Annotated in this window: 21 protein-coding genes; 11 read left to right on the forward strand and 10 right to left on the reverse strand. The window is 71.2% G+C overall.

The genetic code is table 11. The features are described 5' to 3' along the window. The 6 genes from EDD27_RS51640 (at position 1) to EDD27_RS51665 (ending at position 3,664) form a co-directional block, all read left to right on the forward strand. Positions 1 to 1,110 (forward strand): sensor histidine kinase, encoded by a 1,110-nt coding sequence (locus tag EDD27_RS51640; protein ID WP_127940012.1) that lies wholly within the window; start codon positions 1 to 3, stop codon positions 1,108 to 1,110. Continuing rightward, the gene (locus EDD27_RS51645) at positions 1,107 to 1,754 is read left to right on the forward strand and encodes a response regulator (protein ID WP_127940013.1); all 648 of its coding nucleotides are present in this window, start codon (positions 1,107 to 1,109) and stop codon (positions 1,752 to 1,754) included. Before EDD27_RS51640 ends, EDD27_RS51645 begins: the two co-directional genes overlap by 4 nt. Before the next feature lie 65 nt (positions 1,755 to 1,819). Then, entirely contained in the window at positions 1,820 to 2,023 is a 204-nt protein-coding gene (locus EDD27_RS51650; protein ID WP_164903393.1) for a hypothetical protein, read from the forward strand. Between the two features lie 9 nt (positions 2,024 to 2,032). After that, complete coding sequence (locus EDD27_RS51655; RefSeq protein ID WP_127940014.1) at positions 2,033 to 2,488, forward strand: Clp protease N-terminal domain-containing protein; 456 nt, start codon at positions 2,033 to 2,035, stop codon at positions 2,486 to 2,488. A gap of 47 nt (positions 2,489 to 2,535) precedes the next feature. Beyond that, positions 2,536 to 3,300 (forward strand): class I SAM-dependent methyltransferase, encoded by a 765-nt coding sequence (locus EDD27_RS51660; RefSeq protein ID WP_127940015.1) that lies wholly within the window; start codon positions 2,536 to 2,538, stop codon positions 3,298 to 3,300. Continuing rightward, on the forward strand, positions 3,284 to 3,664 hold the full coding sequence (locus tag EDD27_RS51665; protein ID WP_127940016.1) for a VOC family protein: 381 nt from the start codon (positions 3,284 to 3,286) through the stop codon (positions 3,662 to 3,664). The genes EDD27_RS51660 and EDD27_RS51665 overlap by 17 nt, the downstream gene beginning before the upstream one ends. Before the next feature lie 145 nt (positions 3,665 to 3,809). Here the strand turns inward: EDD27_RS51665 and EDD27_RS51670 are convergent, their stop codons facing one another. The 6 genes from EDD27_RS51670 to EDD27_RS51705 form a co-directional block, all read right to left on the reverse strand. Next, positions 3,810 to 5,006, reverse strand: coding sequence for a hypothetical protein (locus tag EDD27_RS51670; protein ID WP_127940017.1), 1,197 nt, complete (start codon positions 5,004 to 5,006; stop codon positions 3,810 to 3,812). A 9-nt stretch (positions 5,007 to 5,015) separates the two neighbouring features. Next, the gene (locus tag EDD27_RS51675; protein WP_127940018.1) at positions 5,016 to 5,396 is read right to left on the reverse strand and encodes a RidA family protein; all 381 of its coding nucleotides are present in this window, start codon (positions 5,394 to 5,396) and stop codon (positions 5,016 to 5,018) included. A gap of 9 nt (positions 5,397 to 5,405) precedes the next feature. After that, positions 5,406 to 6,512 carry an alanine racemase gene (locus EDD27_RS51680; RefSeq protein ID WP_241564710.1) on the reverse strand — a complete coding sequence of 369 codons (1,107 nt, stop codon included), beginning with the start codon at positions 6,510 to 6,512 and terminating at the stop codon, positions 5,406 to 5,408. Between the two features lie 69 nt (positions 6,513 to 6,581). Then, positions 6,582 to 8,144 (reverse strand): N-acyl-D-amino-acid deacylase family protein, encoded by a 1,563-nt coding sequence (locus EDD27_RS51685; RefSeq protein WP_127940019.1) that lies wholly within the window; start codon positions 8,142 to 8,144, stop codon positions 6,582 to 6,584. 8 nt (positions 8,145 to 8,152) lie between these two features. Next, positions 8,153 to 11,890 (reverse strand): DUF4153 domain-containing protein, encoded by a 3,738-nt coding sequence (locus EDD27_RS51690; protein WP_241564711.1) that lies wholly within the window; start codon positions 11,888 to 11,890, stop codon positions 8,153 to 8,155. Next, positions 11,887 to 12,570 carry a response regulator transcription factor gene (locus EDD27_RS51705; protein ID WP_241564712.1) on the reverse strand — a complete coding sequence of 228 codons (684 nt, stop codon included), beginning with the start codon at positions 12,568 to 12,570 and terminating at the stop codon, positions 11,887 to 11,889. Before EDD27_RS51705 ends, EDD27_RS51690 begins: the two co-directional genes overlap by 4 nt. Before the next feature lie 72 nt (positions 12,571 to 12,642). Here EDD27_RS51705 and EDD27_RS51710 point away from each other — a divergent pair, with 72 nt between their 5' ends. The 3 genes from EDD27_RS51710 (at position 12,643) to EDD27_RS51720 (ending at position 14,902) form a co-directional block, all read left to right on the forward strand. Beyond that, a complete protein-coding gene (locus tag EDD27_RS51710) occupies positions 12,643 to 13,497 on the forward strand; it encodes an arylamine N-acetyltransferase family protein (protein ID WP_127940021.1) in 855 nt (284 codons plus the stop codon). A 28-nt stretch (positions 13,498 to 13,525) separates the two neighbouring features. Then, positions 13,526 to 14,593 (forward strand): protein kinase domain-containing protein, encoded by a 1,068-nt coding sequence (locus tag EDD27_RS51715; RefSeq protein ID WP_127940022.1) that lies wholly within the window; start codon positions 13,526 to 13,528, stop codon positions 14,591 to 14,593. 114 nt (positions 14,594 to 14,707) lie between these two features. Beyond that, the gene (locus EDD27_RS51720) at positions 14,708 to 14,902 is read left to right on the forward strand and encodes a hypothetical protein (RefSeq protein WP_127940023.1); all 195 of its coding nucleotides are present in this window, start codon (positions 14,708 to 14,710) and stop codon (positions 14,900 to 14,902) included. Between the two features lie 22 nt (positions 14,903 to 14,924). Here EDD27_RS51720 and EDD27_RS51725 read toward each other — a convergent pair whose 3' ends face one another. Further along, positions 14,925 to 15,236, reverse strand: coding sequence for a DUF3817 domain-containing protein (locus EDD27_RS51725; protein WP_127940024.1), 312 nt, complete (start codon positions 15,234 to 15,236; stop codon positions 14,925 to 14,927). Positions 15,237 to 15,239: 3 nt separating this feature from the next. After that, complete coding sequence (locus EDD27_RS51730) at positions 15,240 to 16,022, reverse strand: SURF1 family protein (RefSeq protein WP_164904159.1); 783 nt, start codon at positions 16,020 to 16,022, stop codon at positions 15,240 to 15,242. 106 nt (positions 16,023 to 16,128) lie between these two features. On the opposite strand from EDD27_RS51730, the gene EDD27_RS55170 reads away from it, so the two are divergent. Both EDD27_RS55170 and EDD27_RS51735 read left to right on the forward strand, forming a co-directional pair. Beyond that, positions 16,129 to 16,302 carry a hypothetical protein gene (locus EDD27_RS55170; RefSeq protein ID WP_164904160.1) on the forward strand — a complete coding sequence of 58 codons (174 nt, stop codon included), beginning with the start codon at positions 16,129 to 16,131 and terminating at the stop codon, positions 16,300 to 16,302. A 96-nt stretch (positions 16,303 to 16,398) separates the two neighbouring features. Beyond that, the gene (locus EDD27_RS51735) at positions 16,399 to 17,853 is read left to right on the forward strand and encodes a flavin-containing monooxygenase (protein WP_127940025.1); all 1,455 of its coding nucleotides are present in this window, start codon (positions 16,399 to 16,401) and stop codon (positions 17,851 to 17,853) included. A 1-nt stretch (position 17,854) separates the two neighbouring features. Here the strand turns inward: EDD27_RS51735 and EDD27_RS51740 are convergent, their stop codons facing one another. Further along, positions 17,855 to 18,394: a TetR/AcrR family transcriptional regulator gene (locus tag EDD27_RS51740; RefSeq protein WP_127940026.1), complete on the reverse strand. Its 540-nt coding sequence runs from the start codon at positions 18,392 to 18,394 to the stop codon at positions 17,855 to 17,857. A gap of 5 nt (positions 18,395 to 18,399) precedes the next feature. After that, on the reverse strand, positions 18,400 to 19,014 hold the full coding sequence (locus tag EDD27_RS51745; RefSeq protein ID WP_127940027.1) for a LysE family translocator: 615 nt from the start codon (positions 19,012 to 19,014) through the stop codon (positions 18,400 to 18,402). Between the last annotated feature and the right edge of the window lie 14 nt (positions 19,015 to 19,028).

A 19,028-nucleotide genomic window follows, 5' to 3' on the forward strand; every position in this document is an offset into this window, starting at 1 on the left:
GTGCGCTCGAAGTCCGGCTTCGCCCCTTACCTCGCCCTGATCGCCGCCGTGTTCCAGGTGGTGTTGTCCCAGGGTGCGCAGCGCGGGCAGACGTGGAGGGAGCCGCTCGACCCGTTCGCCTACGGGCTGCTGCTGGTCGGGCCGCTGATGATCGCCCTGCACCGGAAGTTCCCGATCACCACGTCCGTCGTCACGCTCCTGGCCACCTACGTCTACGTCTGGGGCGGCTATCCCTACGGCGGGGTCTTCATCTCGCCGATCGTCATGCTCGTCCTGCTGGTCCTGCGGCGGCATCGGCTGACGGCCTGGATCCTGGCCGGGGCCACGCTCGTGACCTTCATCGTCTATCCCTGGGCCACCACCCAGCCGGAGCGCGGGCTCTTCCACGACCTGGCGGTGTCCTCGTTCATCCTGCTCACCATGGTGGCCGCCGAGCTGGTCAGGATCGCCCGTGAGCGCCGCGCCCAGCAGCAGCGCGCCGCCGAGGAGGAGACCAGACGGCAGGCCAGCGAGGAGAGGCTGACCATGGCGCAGGAGCTGCACGACGTGCTCGCGCACAACATCTCGCTCATCCACGTCCAGGCCTCGACCGCGCTGCACCTCATCGACGACAACCCCGAACAGGCCAGGACGGCCCTGGCCGCCATCAAGACGGCGTCCAAGGAGGTGCTGGGCGAGATGCGCTCGGTGCTGAACGTCTTGCGCGAGGGCGCCCCGCGCTCGCCCACGGCCGGGCTCGACCGGCTCGACGAGCTGATCGAGCGCTCGGGGCTTGAGGTGACGCTCAAGCGGGTCGGCTCACGCCCATTGCCGCCTTCGGTGGAGCGGGCCGCGTACCGGATCGTGCAGGAGTCGCTCACCAACGCCGCCCGCCACGCTCCCGGCGCGGCGGTGACCGTGCGGCTGGAGTACGGCGAACGCGAGTTCGCCGTCCGCGTGACCGACACCGGCGCGACCACGCCTGCTGTACTGTCCGAGTCCGGCAGCGGCAACGGCATCCCCGGCATGCGCGAGCGGGCCGCCGCGCTGGGCGGGACGCTGGTCGCCGGCCCGTCAGGCGCGGGCTTCCAGGTCGAGGCCCGGCTGCCCCTACCCGAGGAGACCTCATGATCAAGGTGCTGCTGGCCGACGACCAGGCGCTGGTCCGGGCGGGCTTCAAGGCGCTGCTCGACGCCCAGGCGGACATGACCGTGGTGGCCGAGGCCTCCGACGGCGCAGAGGCCGTGCGGCTGGCGGCCCAGCACCGGCCCGACGTGGTGCTCATGGACATCCGCATGCCGGGCACCGACGGGCTGACCGCCACCCGCCAGATGCCCGAAGGGCCGCGCATCATCATCCTGACGACGTTCGAGCTGGACGAATACGTCTTCGAGGCACTGCGCGGCGGCGCCAGCGGCTTCCTGGTCAAGGACACCGAGCCGGCCGAGCTGATCCAGGCCGTCCGCGTGGTCGCGGCCGGCGAGGCGCTGCTGTCGCCGAGCGTGACCCGCCGCCTGATCGCCGAGTACGCCTCCCGTGCCAAGGAGCCGGTCACCACCGACGGCCTCGATCAGCTCACCGAGCGCGAACGCGAGGTGCTCACCCTGGTCGGCACCGGCATGACCAACGACGAGATCGCCGCCAAGCTGTTCATGTCGCCGGCCACCGCGAAGACCCACGTGAGCCGGGCCATGATGAAGCTGCACGCCCGCGACCGGGCCCAGCTGGTCGTGATCGCCTACGAGTCCGGGCTGGTCAAGCCGGGCTGGGTGTGACGGTCCATCCTCCCTGATGTCAGGCTGGGTTGACACGCCTCGAGTTGTCAAGCTAGACTGACAGCGTGGATGGAGCAGATTTCTTCGGGCAGATCAGGGCAAATGACCCGGCCATGGGCCTGCGGGCGGTGGGAGCGTTGCACCGGCTGGCCGAGCAGGTCGAGGCGGTTTCGGTGGGGCTGGCCAGGGAGCAGGGCTGGACCTGGGAGCAGATCGGCGACGCACTCGGCATGTCGCGGCAGTCTGTGCACGCCAAGTACGGGAAATGAGGACTCGCGATGTTCGGCAAGCAAAAAACCCCGTTTCATGTGGTCGTCACGGCCTCGTTCGAGGAGGCCAGGCAGCGGGGTGACCGGCGGGTGGGCACCGAGCACCTGTTGCTCGGCCTCCTGCACCACCCGGACTCGGCGCGGGCACTCGGCGTGGATCTGGAGGGGGCGCGGGCCGCGCTCAAAGCGCTCGACCAGGCGGCGCTGCGCATGCTCGGCCTGGACGTCGCCGACATGCCAGAGGCGCCGCACAACCATCCGCCGGTCCCCGGGACGGCGCTCACGTCCAGCGCCCGGGAGGTCATCAACCAGGCCGTCAAAGCCACGCCGGCGAAGACCAGGGCCGAGGAGGCGCCGCGGCATCTGGCGCTCACCCTGCTGGCGCAGCGGCGGCCGGACCCCGTCGCGGAGCTGATCGACCAACTCAAGATCGACCGGGCGGCCGTACGCGGCCGCCTCGCATGACCGAAATTCGGTTGAGCGCCGTGCCTGTCCGCTGACAAGGTCAAAGGATGCGGTGCACGTACGACGACCTGGTCCAGGAGGCGAGTACCGTCTCCGTTGATGGGTGGGACTTCTCCTGGCTCGACGGCCGGGCCAGCGAGGAACGGCCCTCGTGGGGATACGCGCGGCTGCTCGCCGGTCGGATGGCCGGGGCGCGTGCCGCGCTCGACATCCAGACCGGCGGCGGCGAGATCCTCGCCGGTCTGCCCACCCTGCCGCCGGTGACCGTGGCCACCGAGTCGTGGCCGCCCAACCTTCAGCTGGCCGCCTCCCGGCTGCGCCCGCGCGGGGCGTGGGTGGTGGCCGACGACGAGGCGCCGCGGCTGCCGTTCGGCGACGGGGTCTTCGACCTGGTCAGCAGCCGCCACCCGGTGGCGACGTGGTGGGCGGAGATCGCCAGGGTGCTGCGGCCCGGCGGGTCCTACTTCTCCCAGCAGGTCGGGCCGTGGAGCGTCGCCGAGCTCACGGACCACTTCCTCGGGCCGCACGACGGCTCGGGCCGCGACCCCGAGCGGGCCAGGGAGGCGGCCGAGTCCGCCGGTCTGGAGGTCGTGGACCTGAGGCATGAGCGGCTGCGGATGGAGTTCCACGACATCGGCGCGGTGATCTACTTCCTGCGCAAGGTGATCTGGATCGTGCCCGGGTTCTCCGTGGAGCGGCACCAGGACAAGCTGCGGGCGTTGCACGAGCGCATCGAGGCCGAGGGGCCGTTCGTGGCGCATTCCAGCAGGTTCCTCATCGAGGCGAGGAGGCCCGGTGGCCAGGCTGCGTGACATCGTGATCGACTGCCGGCACCCCGCCTCGCTGGCCAGGTTCTGGGCTGCCGTGCTGGACGGCTATGCCGTCGCCCCCTACGACGAGGCCGAGCTGGCGCGGCTGCGTGCCGAAGGTGTCGACGACCCGGAAGACGATCCGACGGTGCTGGTGGAGGGCGGCCCGCCGCGGTTGTGGTTCCAGCGCGTGCCCGAACGCAAGATCGTCAAAAACCGCCTCCACCTGGACCTGGAGAGCCCCGACCCCGACGCCGAGCTCGCCCGGTTGACCGCGCTGGGCGCCACCCTGCAGGCCACGCACGACGACTGGGTGGTGCTGGCCGACCCCGAGGGCAACGAGTTCTGCCTGTTCAGCACCGCCTAGTCCCGGGTTCCGCGCCTGCCGCTTCATCGCAGCGCCGCCGCCGTAGACGCCCGCGCCCGCCCTGCGAGTGGACCCCCAACCTCCAAGGGCCGCCACCGAAGCACGGCGGGGAGCGTGGACGTGCGGGAAAAGGGGCCGAGGGGAGTCACAGAGCTTCTGACAGGGCGGCCGGGATGCGGTCGAGCACCGGGTGCGGCACCAGCCCGTACGCGTAGAAGTCCACGGCCAGCGCCCCGGCCGCCTTCGCCCCGCGGGCCTTGGCGACCAGCCGGTCGGCGGAGTCGCTGTCGGGATGGCCCGGCCGCAACACCGCCCGCACCTCCCGGTCCTTGCCCACGGACCGCAGGTAGGCGCCCACGTCGTCGGCGACCCGCGCCGCGTCCCGCGCGTACGCCAGCACCCCGAACGCCGGCACCAGGTCACCCAGGGCCACCAGATCGACCCCGAGCTGCCAGGCGTCGTGCGCCGCGAGTCCGGGCGTCGGCAGCCCGTCGGCGTACCCCTTGACCGCGCCCGTCGAGTCGACGAACACCAGCTTGGAGCCCTCCTCTGCCACCGCGGAGGCCACCTCGGACACCAGCGTCGTGACGGTCTCGGAGCGGGCCCGCGCGTAGGCCACGACATCAGGCCCCGCATACGCGGTCAGCGCCGCCCTGGTCACCTCGCCCTGCGCAGGCGGGTCGCCGTCGAGCACGCGCCCCACGATCCCGGCGCACTCCTCCCGCGCCACCTCGGCCTGCACGCCCAGGTCGGTGGCCCGGCGCATGCAGTAGTCGCAGAAACAGAGCCCGAACAGGTACGCGTCCATCGGCCCGAGCGGCACGAACGACCGCTGCGCCTCCAACTGGCGGAAGTGCAGCGACTCGGCCACCACGCTGTCGACCCCCAGCCTGGCCACCGCTCTGGCCAGCGCGACCGCGTAGTCGCGCACGTCCGGATGGGCCGGGCACAGGTCGGCCGGTGAGCCGCGGTCGCCGAAGCAGTCGCGTACGGTCACGTCCGGATGCTCCATGCCGATCGTGGCGTTACGCAGGAAGACCGTCCAACCGTGGAGCTTCATGGACCGTTTCGCACAGGCCTCCCGAAGACCGTCGAACGCATCCGCATAGCCGGGCACCGGGGACAGCCGCAGCCCGTCGAACAAGCCGGCCGACGGGGCGAAGTGTGCCCCGTCCTGCCGGACGGTCAGCCTGGACAGCCCGTGCGGGGTGACGTCGCGGGAGGCGTGGTGCACGGCACCGACGGTGATGCCGGCCACGCCGTACCCGCTGATCCTGTCGAGCACCCGCTCGACGCCCTCGCCGCGCAGGTCCTCGACGAAGACGTAAACCGAACTGTCCACGAGCCGACCTTATGCGCTCTTGTGCGCGACGAAGTCGATCTCCACGAGGATGTCCAGCAGCTCGGACCCCACAGTGGTGCGCACGGGGTAGGGCGCGTTGAAGTATGACCGGTACACCTCGTTGTAGGCCGCGAAGTCGCGCTTGAGGTGCTGCAGGTGGACCGTGGACTTGACCACGTCGTCGAAGCCGAGGCCGTGCGCGGCGAGGATGGCGCCGAGGTTGCGCATGACCTGGTGCGTCTGGGTGGCCACGTCGTCGCCGACGACCTCGCCGGTCTGCGGGTCGAGCGGCCCCATGCCGGAGGTGTAGACGAAGTCGCCCACCACGAGGCCCTGCGAGTAGGCGCCGATCGGGGCGGCCCCCTCGCTCGTCCGGAGCTCCTTTTTCACGCGATCTCCCTAAAAGTTGGTCGTTATCGTGCCAACGACACGGTAGTCCGGGTCCACCAGGGGCAGCACGCGCCATTTGTCGAAGGCGGTGCAGGGATGGGAGATGCCGAAGGCCAGCAGGTCACCGGGTTTGAGCCCGTCGGCCCGCACGATCGTGTGCTGGTCCTGCATCTTCACGACGGTGACGCCGGCACGCCGGGGGATCGGCAAGCCCTCGTCGTAGGGCGCGTCCCGCTTGCCCATGCCCACGATCGCCAATCCGGGCTCCGGGGTGGACAACACGTGCGCCCACACCTCCAGCGCCGGGCGCAGCTCGCCGTCGATGCGGTTGAACGGGGTGCGCTCGCGGTAATAGCCGTCGTCGTGGCTCACGTACGCGCCGCTGCGCAGCAGGATCCTGGCCTGGGCGGCGACGAGCTCCCGCCCGATCACGTCGAACCACTGGCTGCCGCCCACGCTGAGGATCGGGCTCTTGACCCGGACGTACTCGACGGCTTCCTGCAGCGAGTCCAGATATTTCCGGACTTCGGCGGCGCTCTTCAGCGCGCCCTCGTACCCGGCCACCCCGGCCAGCTCGACCCCGGGCGTCTCCTGCACGTGCCCGGCCACCCGCAGCAGCTCGTCGAGCGTGCGGCAGCCGGCCCGCCCGCCCTCGTGTCCCACCTCCACCAGCACGCGGAACGGCCGCGGCCCGGCGTGCCGGGCGAGGAGGTCCACCCCGGCCACGGAGTCGGCGAAGCTCAGGAACTCGAACGCCGGATCCCGCTCCAGCTCCCCGGCCGCCCAGGCGAGCCCGGCCGGATCGACGACCTGGTTGGCCACCATGATCCGATCCACCCCGAACCCCCGGACCGTCTGCGCCTGCCGCGGCGTCGCCACGGTCAGCCCCCAGGCGCCCGCCGCGAGCTGCCGGGCGGCGATCTCGGCCGACATGTGCGTCTTGGCGTGCGGGGCCAGCTCCAGCCCGTGGTCGCGGACGAACGCCGCCATCGTCGCGACGTTGTGCTCCAGCGCGTCCCGATGCACCACCATCAGCGGGAAGCCGAGGCCCCCGTCGAAAATCGACAGCCGCCGCGCGGCCTGATCGAGGATGGCCTGCTCGAGGACGGACTGCACAGCACCCCCTTCATCCGGGTCCGACCCTATCCCACCGATCAGCAAGGGAACGCGTCCAGCGCCCCCAGGTCAGGCCCCGAGGGCGCGCCCCGGCGTGGCTCCGGTCAGCTCGCCCCCGGCCAGCACGCGAACCCCCGACACGAGCACGTCGTCGACGCCGGTCGCGAGCGTGCGCGGCGCCGCGTACGTCGCCCGGTCACCCACCTCGGCCGGGTCGAACACCGCCACGTCGGCCGCGAGCCCCGCCCGCACCAGCCCCCGGTCAGCCAGCCCGAACCGCCGGGCCGGATGCGACGCCAGGTGCACGACGGCCTGCTCCCACGTCCAGTCGCCGAGCTCCCTGACATGCCGCCCGAGGAACCTGGCGAACGCCCCGAAACCGCGCGGATGCGGGTGCCCGCCCACGTAGATGCCGTCGGAGCCGCCGGTGTGCGAAGGATGGCGCAACATCCGGCGTACCGACTCCTCGCCCTCAGGACCCTCGTCCGGCCGGGCGAAGACGACGCCCGCCGTCAGCCGCGTCTCCGTCAGGAGGCGGCGGCAGAATTCGGCCGGCTCCATGTCCGCCTGCTCAGCGGCCGCCACGATGGTCAGTCCCTCGGCCCACTCCATTCCGGGAGCGTGCGAGACGGTCAGCCGGGGCCACGTCTCGGCCAGCGTCGGCCACCAGTCGTCCAGCTCCTCCGAGGCGATCATCTTCAGCGCGCGGCCGGTGTCGGCGCCCGGCACGGACGGCGGCAGCACCATCATGGCCAGGATCGTGCTGCCCCGCAGGTAGGGGTAGGTGTCGAAGGTCAGGTCCACGTCCCGGGCAAGTGCCTTCTCCACCAGCGGCAGCAGCACGTCGGCCGGTCCGTGCAGGTGGGAGACGTGCACGGGCGCGCCCGAGCGCCCGGCGATGTCCATGACCTCCGCCATGCCCACGCCCGCGCGGGCGCCGTAGGCCCGCATGTGGGTGACGTACGGGAGGTCGCCGAGCGGCGCGCACAACGCGGCCAGCTCCTCGGCGGTGGCGTAGCGGCCCGGCAGGTATTCGAGCCCGCTCGACAGCCCGGCCGCGCCTTCCGACAGGCCGCGCTCGACGTGCCGCAACATCGCCGCCAGCTCGTCCGGTGTGGCCGGATCCGGGGACGGGCCCATGACGTCGTAGCGGATGGTGCCGTGGGGGAGCAGGTAGGCGGTGTTGAGCGCCACCGCGCGGTCGTACGAGCCGAGCAACTCGCCGACGCTCAAGGGGCCGTCGAACGGCTGCGGGTGCTCGCCGGACCGGGCACTCGTGGCCGGCGGGCCGTTGACGGCGGCGAAGTAACGCGACGCGTACGCGACGGTCTCGGCCGACCCGGGCGCGAACGACACCCCGTCCTGCCCGAGCACGAACGTCGTCACCCCCTGCCGCAGCGCCGCCCGCTGCACCGCCGGATCGAACACGGCCGCGTCGCCGTGGGCGTGGCAGTCCACGAAGCCCGGCGCGACGAACCGCCCTGCCGCGTCGACCACGGTCTCCGCCTGCGCGCCGTCCAGCCGGCCGACCGCCGCGATCCGATCGCCGGCGATCGCCACGTCCGCCCGGTACGGCGGGGCGCCCGTCCCGTCGAGCACCCGCCCACCGCTGATGACTACGTCGAACCTCACCTCAAGATTCAATCAGAGCGCGACACCGCTCCCGCGCAGTTGACCGACTTGTCGATCGGCCGCGCCGCCAGCAGGTCGCGGGCCTGGGCTCGGGCCAGGTTCCACCCGTTCCACGGGTCCGGCCGATCCAGCCCGTTGACCTTGACGACGTCGGCCAGCACGCAACTGCGCTGCGGCTCCGGCAGCCGGTCCAGCGCCGGCACCGCCTCCGCGCCGAGGTCCCCCAGGTAGTCGGAGTCCATGTTGGTGACGCCGCGCACCTCCACCTGGGTGTACGCGACCCGCAGGTCGGGGTTCACGATCGCGAACGCGCCCAGGCCGAGGCCGGTGACCAGCACGATCGTGCGCGGCAGCCAGCCTGAGCCGCGGCCCGCGAGCCGTACCGCCCCGGCCAGCAGCACCAGCGCGAACACCGCGCCCAGCCACCAGACCGTGGCCTGCACCGAGATCCGCAGCCGGGACAGGCCGTAGGCCTCCGTGTAGAGGTTCATGCGGTGCAGGGCCGAGGCCAGCACCACCATGGTCAGCCCGCACAACACGCCGAGCAGGCAGGCCAGCACCCAGCGCTCGCGGCGTTCGGTCTTGAGCAGCCCGCCGGCCACCGCGACCATGCCGAGCACGAACACGCTGACCATCACGAGCTGGAAGAATCCCTCCCTGGCGTACTCGGCGTAGGTCAGCCCCGCCGTCTTCAGCACCCACGTGTTGCCGCCGAACAACGCCGTGATCTGCACGGCCACGAACGACGCGAACAGCAGGTTCACCGCCGTGAGCGGGACCATCCAGACGCTCCTGCTCACCGTGAACTTGGTGTCCGGGCCGACGGGGTCGACCACCGGCCTGAGCGCCACCAGCACCACGGCCGCCAGCACCACGGCGAAGACCGCGAACAGGAAGATCCGCATCGGCGCCGACTCGGCCCAGGCGGGCGCGGTGGTCAGCCGCTCCACGTAGGAGGCGAACACCGCGTCCGCCGAGCTGAACAGCAGCCCGAACACCAGCAGCAGCACCGCCGTGATGCCCAGCGCGGCCAGCATCGGCATGACGCGCCGCCGGGCCGTCAGCTTCTTCATCGGGACGGCCAGGAACCACGGCACCGGGCCGAGCGCCAGAAGCACGGACGCGCCGCCCCTGATCACCCCCAGCCATCCGGCGCCCGCCCCCGACACGGCCAGCGCGCCCAGTCCGGTCCCCGCCATCAGCAGGATCGTCACCAGCCAGTCGGCATCACGCACCGCCGCCATGGCGATCAGCCAGTACGCCGTCAGGCCGAACGCCACCGTCCACGGCGTCATCCGCCGCGCGACCGCCGGCAGCGCCGCCGCGCCCAGGACCATGGACACCAGCACGATCCCCAGCCCGACCTGCGCCTCCGGCAGCGCCACGGCCGCGAACACCCCGGCTCCGGCCGCGGCGGGCAACAACCATCGCGGCGGCTCCGGCAACTCGGGCTTCGGGAACAACGGCGGCGGCACGTAGGGAGGCGGCGGCAGCTGTCCCCTGTATGGCTCGGTCGCCTGCCCTCGGTATGCCTCGGTCACGTGTCCCCTGTATGGCTCGGTCGCTTGCCCTCGATATGCCTCGGCCGCCTGTCCCCTGTATGGCTCGGCGGCATGCCCTGCCGCCGCCCCCTGCCCTCGGGGCTGTTCGCCCGCATGCGTCGCCGCCTGCCCGGCATGTACCACCCTCTGGCCCGCGGGCTCTTCAGCTCCCTGGACGGCTGCCTGGCTCATGGGGTCGCCGCCCGCCTGCGCCGCCAACCGGCCACCCGCCTGCATTCCCGGCCGGCCTGCGGGCTGACCCGGAACAGGGGCCGGCCCATGGGCCGCCTGCGCCACGGGGTGGGTCGGCGCGTGGTAGGCCGACCGGTAAGCCGCGTCGGCCGCGCGACGGGCCGAGCCGGCGCCCAGCGCCGCGCCGAGTGCTCCCATGATCGCGGTGCAGAGGACGAACGTGACGAGCGCCATCGCGTCACTGACAGTCACGCTGACCACCACGGCGGCGAACATGCCGACGAGGAAGCCGAGCAGCACTCCGACGACGCCGCCACCGATCATCCTGGCCAACGCGCTCCCCGGCGTCGGCGGCATCGGCGCTCCCGCACCGGCCCGCCGATCACCCGCCCTCACCACCGTGCCGCCGCCCACCGTCGTGCCCGGACCTGCCGTTGTGCCTGCGCCGAGGGTTGTGCCCGGACCTGCCGTTGTGCCTGCGCCCACGGTTGTGCCTGCGGCCGCCGCCGTGCCCGGCCCCACGGCCGTGCCCGCACCCACCGCTGTGCCGGCGCCGTCCGCCGTCGCGACCGCCCCCATGAGGCCGGCCGTGAGGGCGCCGGCATCCGCAGCCGCGCTGCCTGCTGTCAGCACGCCTTCTGCGGCCGCGGTGCCTCGTGCGGCCATGGCGCCTCCTGCGGTCACCGGCCACGCAGGCACGGCATCGTCCGTGGCGGCGCGCCGGTCGCCTGTGGCGCGCCGGTCGCCGGTCGCACGCTGGTCCTCCGAGGCAGTCGTGTCTGCTGCGGCAGCTTGGTCCTCCGAGGCGCGCCCGTCGCCTGCGGCACGCTCGCCCTCCGGAGGGTGCTCGTCGTCCGGGATGCGCCGGTCATCTGAGGCGCGCCGGTCATCTGAGGCGCGCCGGTCATCCGAGGCGCGCCCGTCGGTCGGGGCTTCCCCCGTCCTCTCGGCGGGTACGGCGGCCGCGACCGGCCGCCGTACCTCCGCCGCATGCTGCCCGGCCTCTAACGGCGCGTCAGCCATCGTCGTCCTCCCTGGTAAATCGACGACCATGCGGCACCCCGCACCATCGTCGATGCGAATGGAACCCCCGTGCAGTTCGACGATCTCCTTCACGATGGCCAGGCCCAGCCCCGCACCCCCGGAGTCGGCCGCCCGCCCCGTGTCCAGCCGGGAGAAGCGCTCGAAGACGCGTCCTTGGGCCGAGACCGGGATCCCCGGCCCCTGGTCGGCGACGACCATGCGCATTCCGGACCCCTCTGCGGCCCCGCTCACGGTCACCAACCCATCCGGCGGGCTGTGCCGTACCGCGTTGTCCAGGAGGTTCGCCAGGACCTGCGCGAGCAGGTCGGGATCGGCCCGCACCACCAGATCGCCGGACACCACGGCCCGGATCACGACGTCCTCACGGGACAGCGCCGCCTCGCGCACCGCCTGTTCGATGAGCGGCGCCAGCGCGACGGCCTCGGGCTCGATGAGCCGCACTCCCGAGTCCAGCCGCGACAGATCCAGCAGCTGTGCCACGAGCCGCCCGAGGCGCTCGGTCTGGGCGAGCGCGGTGCGCATGGTGACGGGGTCGGGCGCGGAGACGCCGTCCACGACGTTCTCCAGCACGGCCCGCAGCCCCGTGATCGGGGTGCGCAGTTCGTGGCTGACGTTCGCGACGAGCTCGCGGCGCTGCCTGTCCACTTCACCGAGGTCGGCCGCCATCGCGTTGAACGCCCTGGCCAGCTCGCCCACCTCGTCCCGCGAGGTGGCGTTGACGCGCAGCCCGTAGCGGCCCTTGGCGATCGTCTGGGCGGCGCTGGCCATCTGGCGCAGCGGCTTGGTCATCCCCATGGCCAGGACCTGCACCATGATCAGTGCCAGCACGACGGCCACCGCGATCCGCACTTCGCGGGAGAGCCCGGAGTTGAGCCCGACCTCGTTCACGACGAAGGCCGTGCCCACGGCCAGCACGATCACGATGCCGAGCTTGACCTTGATCCGGCCGAGGAAGTCGAGCGGCCTCATCGGCGCACCAGCGCGTAGCCGACGCCGTGCACGGTCCGCACCACGTCGGAGCCCAGCTTGCGGCGTAAGGCCCGGACGTGGCTGTCCACGGTCCTGGTCGCGGCGGCCTCGGAGAAGCCCCACACGTCGGACAGCAGCCGGTCGCGCTCGAAGACGTGCCCGGGCCGCTCGGCCAGGCGGCGCAGCAGGTCGAACTCGGTCCTGGTGAGCTGTGCCTCGATGCCCCGTACGAACACCCGGCGGGCCGCGGTGTCGATCTCCACCTCGCCCACCCTGATCACGGTGTCCTCGACGGCGAGCTGGGCGGCCCGCTCCACCCTGCGCAACAACGCGTGGATCCGCGCCACCAACTCGCGCATGCTGAACGGCTTGGCCAGGTAGTCGTCGGCGCCCACCCCGAGCCCGACCAGCACGTCGGTCTCCTCGCCGAGCGCGGTCAGCATGAGCACCGGCACCGGCCTGGCCGCCTGCATGCGGCGGCACACCTCCAGCCCGTCGATACCCGGCAGCAGCCGGTCGAGGATCACCAGGTCGGGTTCCGCCTTGCCGTACTGGACGAGGGCGTCCTGCCCGTCGCCGGCCACCCTGACGTCGAAGCCCTCGGCGGCCAGCCGATTCCGTACGGCCAGCGCGATCGTCTGATCATCCTCGACCACGAGGATGCGTCGCTGCTCTGCCACGTACGAAAGACTAGAAGCGCGCTGTGCAGACGACACCTCCTTAAGCGTGCATATACGGTGCAGACTTGGCGGGTGAACACAGCCGGATACCTCCGCCGCATCGGTCTGCCCCACCTGCTCAACGCCCCCGTCAGCGCAGAGAACCTGCGCGCGCTGCACATCGCGCACATCGAGAAGGTCTCGTACGAGGCCTTGGAGATCTGGCTGGGCCGCCCCACCACGGTCGATCCGCTCGAGTCCGCCGAGCGCATCATCAGGGGCCGGGGCGGCTATTGCTTCCACCTCAACGGCGGCTTCTCCGCGCTCGCCACGGCGCTCGGCTACGACGTGACCAGGCACGTCGGCGGCGTGCAGAACCGAGGCGGCGAGCCCGGCATCACCGCCAACCACCTCGTGCTCACCGTGCGCGGCCTGCCGTCCGACGACAATCCCGGCGGCGAGTGGCTGGTGGACCTCGGTCTCGGCGACGCGCTGCACGAGCCGCTGCCGCTGGTGGCGGGCACGTACCGGCAGGGGCCCTTCGAGTACGTCCTGCGCCCGTCGGAGATCGCGCCCGGCGGCTGGCGGTTCGACCACGATCCGAGTGGTTCGTTCCAAGGCATGGACTTCGATCCCACCCCTACGGACATGTCCGCGTTCGTGGAGATGCACCAACACCTGACCACCTCCCCGACGTCGGGCTTCGTCCGCGTGGCCGCGGTGCAGCGGCGGGACGCGTGGGGCGTGGACAGCCTGCGCGGGCTCGTCCTGTCCCGCATCGGCGCCGGCGCCAACTCCGTCACGCTGAGCACGTCCCGCGACTATTACGCGGCCCTGGCGGACATCTTCCTGCTGCCGCTCGACGACGTGAGCACCGAGGAGAAGGACAAGCTCTGGCGGAAGGTGCACGACGCGCACGAGGCCTGGCTGGCCGGCGGCTCGGCGTGATGGCCACGGGGTGCGGACGGAGGTTATCGTGCACCTCGAAATGGGAGAGACCAGGAAGCTAGCCGGTAGATACCGGCTGCTCAACACCCTGGGCGACGGCTCCGTGCGCCTGGCCTTCGACGAGGCGGGGCACCGCGACGTCGCGGTCAGGCAACTGCGGATCGCCGCGGAGCTGCGTGACGCCGTGCTGCACCGGGCACGCCGGGCGATGGCGCTCCGGCACGCCTCGATCGTGCGGGTGCTCGACGTGGTGGTCGAGGACGGCACGCCGTGGCTGATCACGGAGTTCGTCTCGGGGTCGTCGCTGGAGCAGACCGTGCGCTCGCGCCGTCCTCTCCCTGTCATGCAGGCGGCCAGGGTCGGCGTCGGTGTGCTGTCCGCGCTGACCGCCGCGCACGCGGCGGCGATCGTGCACGGGCACGTCGAACCCGGCAACGTGCTGCTCACCAGGACGGGCCGGGCGGTGCTGACCGGGTTCGGGCTGCCGAGCCGCAGCACCTGGCCGTCGGCCGACCTGTGGTCGCTGGGCGCCACGCTGCACTTCGCGATCGAGGGCCGGCCGCCGGGACAGACCCCTGCCGAGGGCCCGGACCCGCTCAGGTCGCTGATCAGGGCGACGCTGCACCCCTCGGGACCGCCGCCGGTCGAGCTGATCCGCGAGACGCTCGAACGGCTGGCCCTGGAGCAGCCGCTGGACCTGCTCATCGAGTCGCTGGGACCGCTGCCGCCCGCCGAGGTGGCCGCGATCGGCCTGGCCGCACTGGAGCGGCTCCAGCGGGGGATCCACGGCGGGGTGCAGCCGGGGAACGTTCTCATGGACGCGCACGGCCGGGCGACCCTGCTCCCGTCACTGCGTTCGGGCACCTTGCCCGCGTACACGGCCCCCGAAGGCGTGCAGAGCCCGGCGGCCGACCTGTGGTCGCTGGGGGCCACGCTCTTCGCCGCCGTCGAGGGCACGCCGCCCGCGCCGGGCGCGTCGCTGGGCAGGGCGGGACCGCTGGCCCCGATCCTGTTCAGGCTGCTGTCGGGTAATCCGGCCGACCGGCCGTCACTGGACGAGCTGCGCCGGGAGCTGACAATCCTGGCGCGTCATTGAGATACATCGCGATGGGGAACCAAGACAATAGGCTCACTCGTTGAATCCACGACGCACAATGTGGGAGAGGCGGGGCGTGCGCTCCGTGCTCGAGAGGCTCGGAGGAAGTTGACTATGTCGCCAGTCCAGAAGTACGCCATCGGCGCGGGTGCCGCCGTCCTGCTCTCACTGATCATCTTCGGGTGGAGCACGATCACCCTGCTGGTCGTGCTCGGCGTGATCGCCGCGCCGGTGGTCGGCTACTTCATGCTCGACCCGTCCCAGCGCGAGCGGCTCAAGAGGGTCCGCAGGCGCGGCATCGGCCGTTGAGCCCGCGGCCGGCGGGGGCCGCTCAGGCCTCCGCCGCGGCCAGCGCCGACTGCACGCGCTGGGTCACCCTGCGCTCGACGTAGAACGACAGGAACGGCACCGTGCCGCCGAGCATCACGCCGAGCATGTACTGCCACGTCCAGCGCGCCTTCATACCCAGATTCATGACCGTGAGCAGATAGATCATGTAGAACCCGCCGTGGATCGGCGCGGTGATCTTCGACATGGTCGCGTCGCCGAAGCCGTAACGCAGCACCATGGCGAGGCAGAGCACGAGCAGCATGACGCCGACCACGTAGGCGAGCACCCGGAAGGGCTTCAGAGCCGATTCCACGATTTAACCTTCCAGAGCCATCTCAGGGGACTTGGCGCGGTCCCGATCCGTCCGTACGGCGTCGCGGACGAAGTGGAACCACATGAAAACGGCGAATCCCGCGAAGATCCACCAGTTAGCGGCATATGCCAGATTACGCCAGGTCAGCGTGCCACCGACCTCCGGCGGCGCGACTTTGACCTGAGTCAGCGAACCGGACGGCGGCTGCGCCACCACATAGCCGGTGCGTACCTTCTGCCCGGTCCACAGGTTGATCAGCTCGCCCGTGGACACCGTCTGAACCTGACCGGCCGGCAGCCCCTCGGCGCGCCGCTGCACGCTGTCGGTGCCTTGCTGGGGCCGCAGTCGCCCGGCCACCGCGACCCTGCCCTGTGGCACCGCGGACACCGCCGGGTCGTCGCCCTTGGCGACCCAGCCCCGCACCACCGGCACCAGTGTGCCGTCGTCGAGCCGGAGCGGGGTGAGCACCCAGAAGCCGGCATCGTGCGAGGCCTTGCCGCCGGGGGCGTCCACGTCGGCCCGCCGGTCGGCCACCAGCAACTGGCGATCGGCCTCGTAGACGCCCTCCGCCGTTACCCTGCGGCCGACGGCCTCGCCGTCCATCTGAGCGCCGACCGGAGCGAGGGTGGCGACCGCGACAGGCGTGGGATCCGCGGCGGCGCGAGGCTTTCCCGAGTCCTGGAAGACACCGAGCTGCCAGCGTCCCAGCAGGATGAAGGCGATCAGGACCCCGATCGTGAGCACATGCAACCCCATGACGCGGGGTGAGAGGAGGGTCCTGAGCATGCTTCAAAGCTATCCGCCGAATGGGGTGGTCCTCCCATCAGGGGTTGTCCATAAGATCCCGCCAAACGGCACAAACGGCACAGCCGATCACGCTAGGCTGCTGCCCATGTCTGACCAGCACATCGACCCCGCGGGCAACACCCAGGCGTTCCGTGCGTTCGCGCAGGCGCGCGAGCAGGAGGCTTCGGCGAAGCCCAAGAAGTCGCCCCTGCTGCCGATCATCGCGGTCGTCGCGGCGATCGTGATCGTCGGAGTGGCCGCCTTCCTTCTCCTCCAGTAGGCCCCGAGACCAGGATCACCCGCCCCGACGCCGTGGCGGGTTTTCGTGGTTCCCTTGTTGACCTACATTGGACTGAGAGTCCAATAGGAGGTCCTCGTGGGCAGCCCAGGGTTAGTGATCGTCGGATCCGGCTTCGCCGGGATCTGCATGGCCATCAAGCTGAAGGAAGCCGGGTACCACGACTTCGTCATCCTGGAGAAGGCCGGCGAGCTGGGCGGCACCTGGCGCGACAACACCTATCCCGGCTGCGCGTGCGACGTGCCGTCGCCCATGTACTCCTTCTCGTTCGAGCTCAACCCCGGCTGGTCCCGGATGTTCGCCCCGCGGCAGGAGATCCAGGCTTACCTGCGCTCGTGTGCCGGCAAATACGGCGTGACCCCGCACATCCGGTACGGCAAGAACGTCTCGGCCCTCGAGTACGACGACGACCGCCGCGCCTGGTCGGTCACCACGGAGGACGGCGAGATCCTGCGGGCCAATGCGGTGGTCGCCGCCCGAGGCGCCCTCCACATCCCGAAATTCCCTGAAATTTCGGGGCGCGAGGTGTTTGCCGGCCCTGCCTTCCACTCAGCCGAGTGGGACCACACGGTGGACCTGGCCGGCAAGCGCGTCGCCGTGATCGGCACGGGCGCCTCCGCCGTGCAGTTCATCCCCCAGATCGCCCCGTCGGCCGCCCACGTGACGGTCTTCCAGCGCACGCCGCCATGGCTCATCCCCAAGCCCGACTTCGCCTTCTCACCCGGCGTGCGCAAACTCCTGCGTCTGCCCGGCGCGACCAGGACCCTGCGCAACGCCATCTACTGGGCCTTGGAGACCAGGGCACTGGGCTTCGCCGTGCACCCGAGCCTGATGAAGCCGCACGAGAGGCTCGCGCTCAGGCACCTGCGGGCGCAGGTCCCCGACCCGGAGCTGCGCCGCGCCCTCACCCCCGACTACCTGATCGGCTGCAAGCGCGTCCTGATCTCCAGCGACTACTATCCGGCCCTGACCAGGGACGACGTCTCCCTCGTCACTGACGGGATCATCGAGATCCGCGAGCGCTCGATCATCGACGCCGCCGGCGTCGAGCACGAGGTAGACGTGATCATTTACGGCACGGGGTTCAAGGTGGTGGACGCGCTCGCCGACCAGCGCGTCGCCGGCCGGGGCGGACTGACGATCCAGGACGCCTGGAAGGACGGTGTCGAGGCCTATTACGGCATCGCCACGAGCGGTTTCCCGAACCTGTTCTTCCTGCTCGGCCCCAACACCGGCCTTGGACACAACTCGGTCGTGTTCATGATCGAATCGCAGGCGCGCTACGTCGTCGAATGCCTGCGCCTGCTCTCCAGGACCCAGGCCAGGGCCCTCGACGTGCGCACGGAGGCGCAGCGGGCGTTCAACCGGCGGCTGCGGGCGCGGCTCGACCCGCTGGTGTGGAACGCCGGCGGCTGCCATTCCTGGTATCTGGACGAGCACGGAGTGAACCGGACGATCTGGCCGGGGTTCACGTTCGAGTATTGGGCGCGTACCAGGCGGGTGCGGCCAGACGCGTACGAGCTCATCTACTGACTCAGATGCCGTCGAGGAGCGCCGCGACCGCCTCGTCGGCGAAGTCGTCCCTCACGCGCAGGCCGCGGAACACCGCACGCATCCACACGGCCCCGGCCAGCATGTCGACGATCAGCATCGGGTCCACGGACTCCTTGAGCTCGCCCCGGCGTACCGCGCGTTCGAAGATCTCTCGTTCCCGCGCGAAGCGGTCGGCGAAGAACCGGCGCCCGTCCAGCTCCGGGTGGCGCACGGCGGCGGCGAGCGCGGCGACGGCGATGTCGCTGGCCGGAGGCTCGGTGAGCAGCCGTATGACGGCCTCGACCAGCGCCACCAGGTCACCGCGCAGGCTGCCCGTGTCCGGCGTGTCGAACTCCAGCACGTCGGCCTCCACCAGCGCCGCCCCCAGCAGCGCGGCCTTCGACGGCCACCACCGGTAGATCGTCGTCTTGTTGACGCCCGAGCGCTCGGCGACCCCCTCCACGGTCAGCCCGTCGTAGCCCTTCTCGGAGACCAGCCGCAACGTCGCATCGAAGATCTCCTGCTGCTTCCTCGGCGCCATACGGGTCATTTTCTCCCGGCGAACGCCGTGGCCACGCCCAGGCCGAGGTAGACGACGCCGCTGACGTACCGCAGCGCTTTGGTCTGCTTGGTGAGGCGGGCGCCGAGGGCACCGGCCGTGCACGCGTACACGATGTCCGAGATCAGGCCCAGGAGCAGCAGCGTCAGGCCGAACACGACCACCTGCAGCGCGGGCGAGCCCGCGTCCGGGTCCACGAAGTGCGGCAGGAACGCCAGGAAGAACAGCGCCACCTTCGGGTTCAGCACGTTGACCAGCACACCTTCGAGGAAGACCTTGCGCAGCGGCTGCGGGGGCGGTGTGCGGCCTTCCTCCTGCGTGCCGGTGAACGCGCGGATCCCGAGGTAGACCAGGTAGGCGACGCCGGCCCACTTGACGAGGGCGAACAGTGTGGCCGACTGCGAGATCACATACGACAGGCCGGCCGCGGCGGCGGCGATGTGCACGAGCGTGCCCGCCTCCACGCCGAACGCGCTGGCCAGGCCGGCCGCACGGCCTTGGGCCAGCCCTCTCGCGGTGATGTAGAGGTGGTTGGGACCAGGGATGATCACCAGGGCCAGCGAGGCGCTGACGAAGAAGGCGAACGTCGTCGGGGAGATCACAACAGGCAGCTTAG

Origin of the sequence: Nonomuraea polychroma (assembly GCF_004011505.1) — a bacterium.
In the GTDB taxonomy this organism is placed as follows: domain Bacteria; phylum Actinomycetota; class Actinomycetes; order Streptosporangiales; family Streptosporangiaceae; genus Nonomuraea; species Nonomuraea polychroma.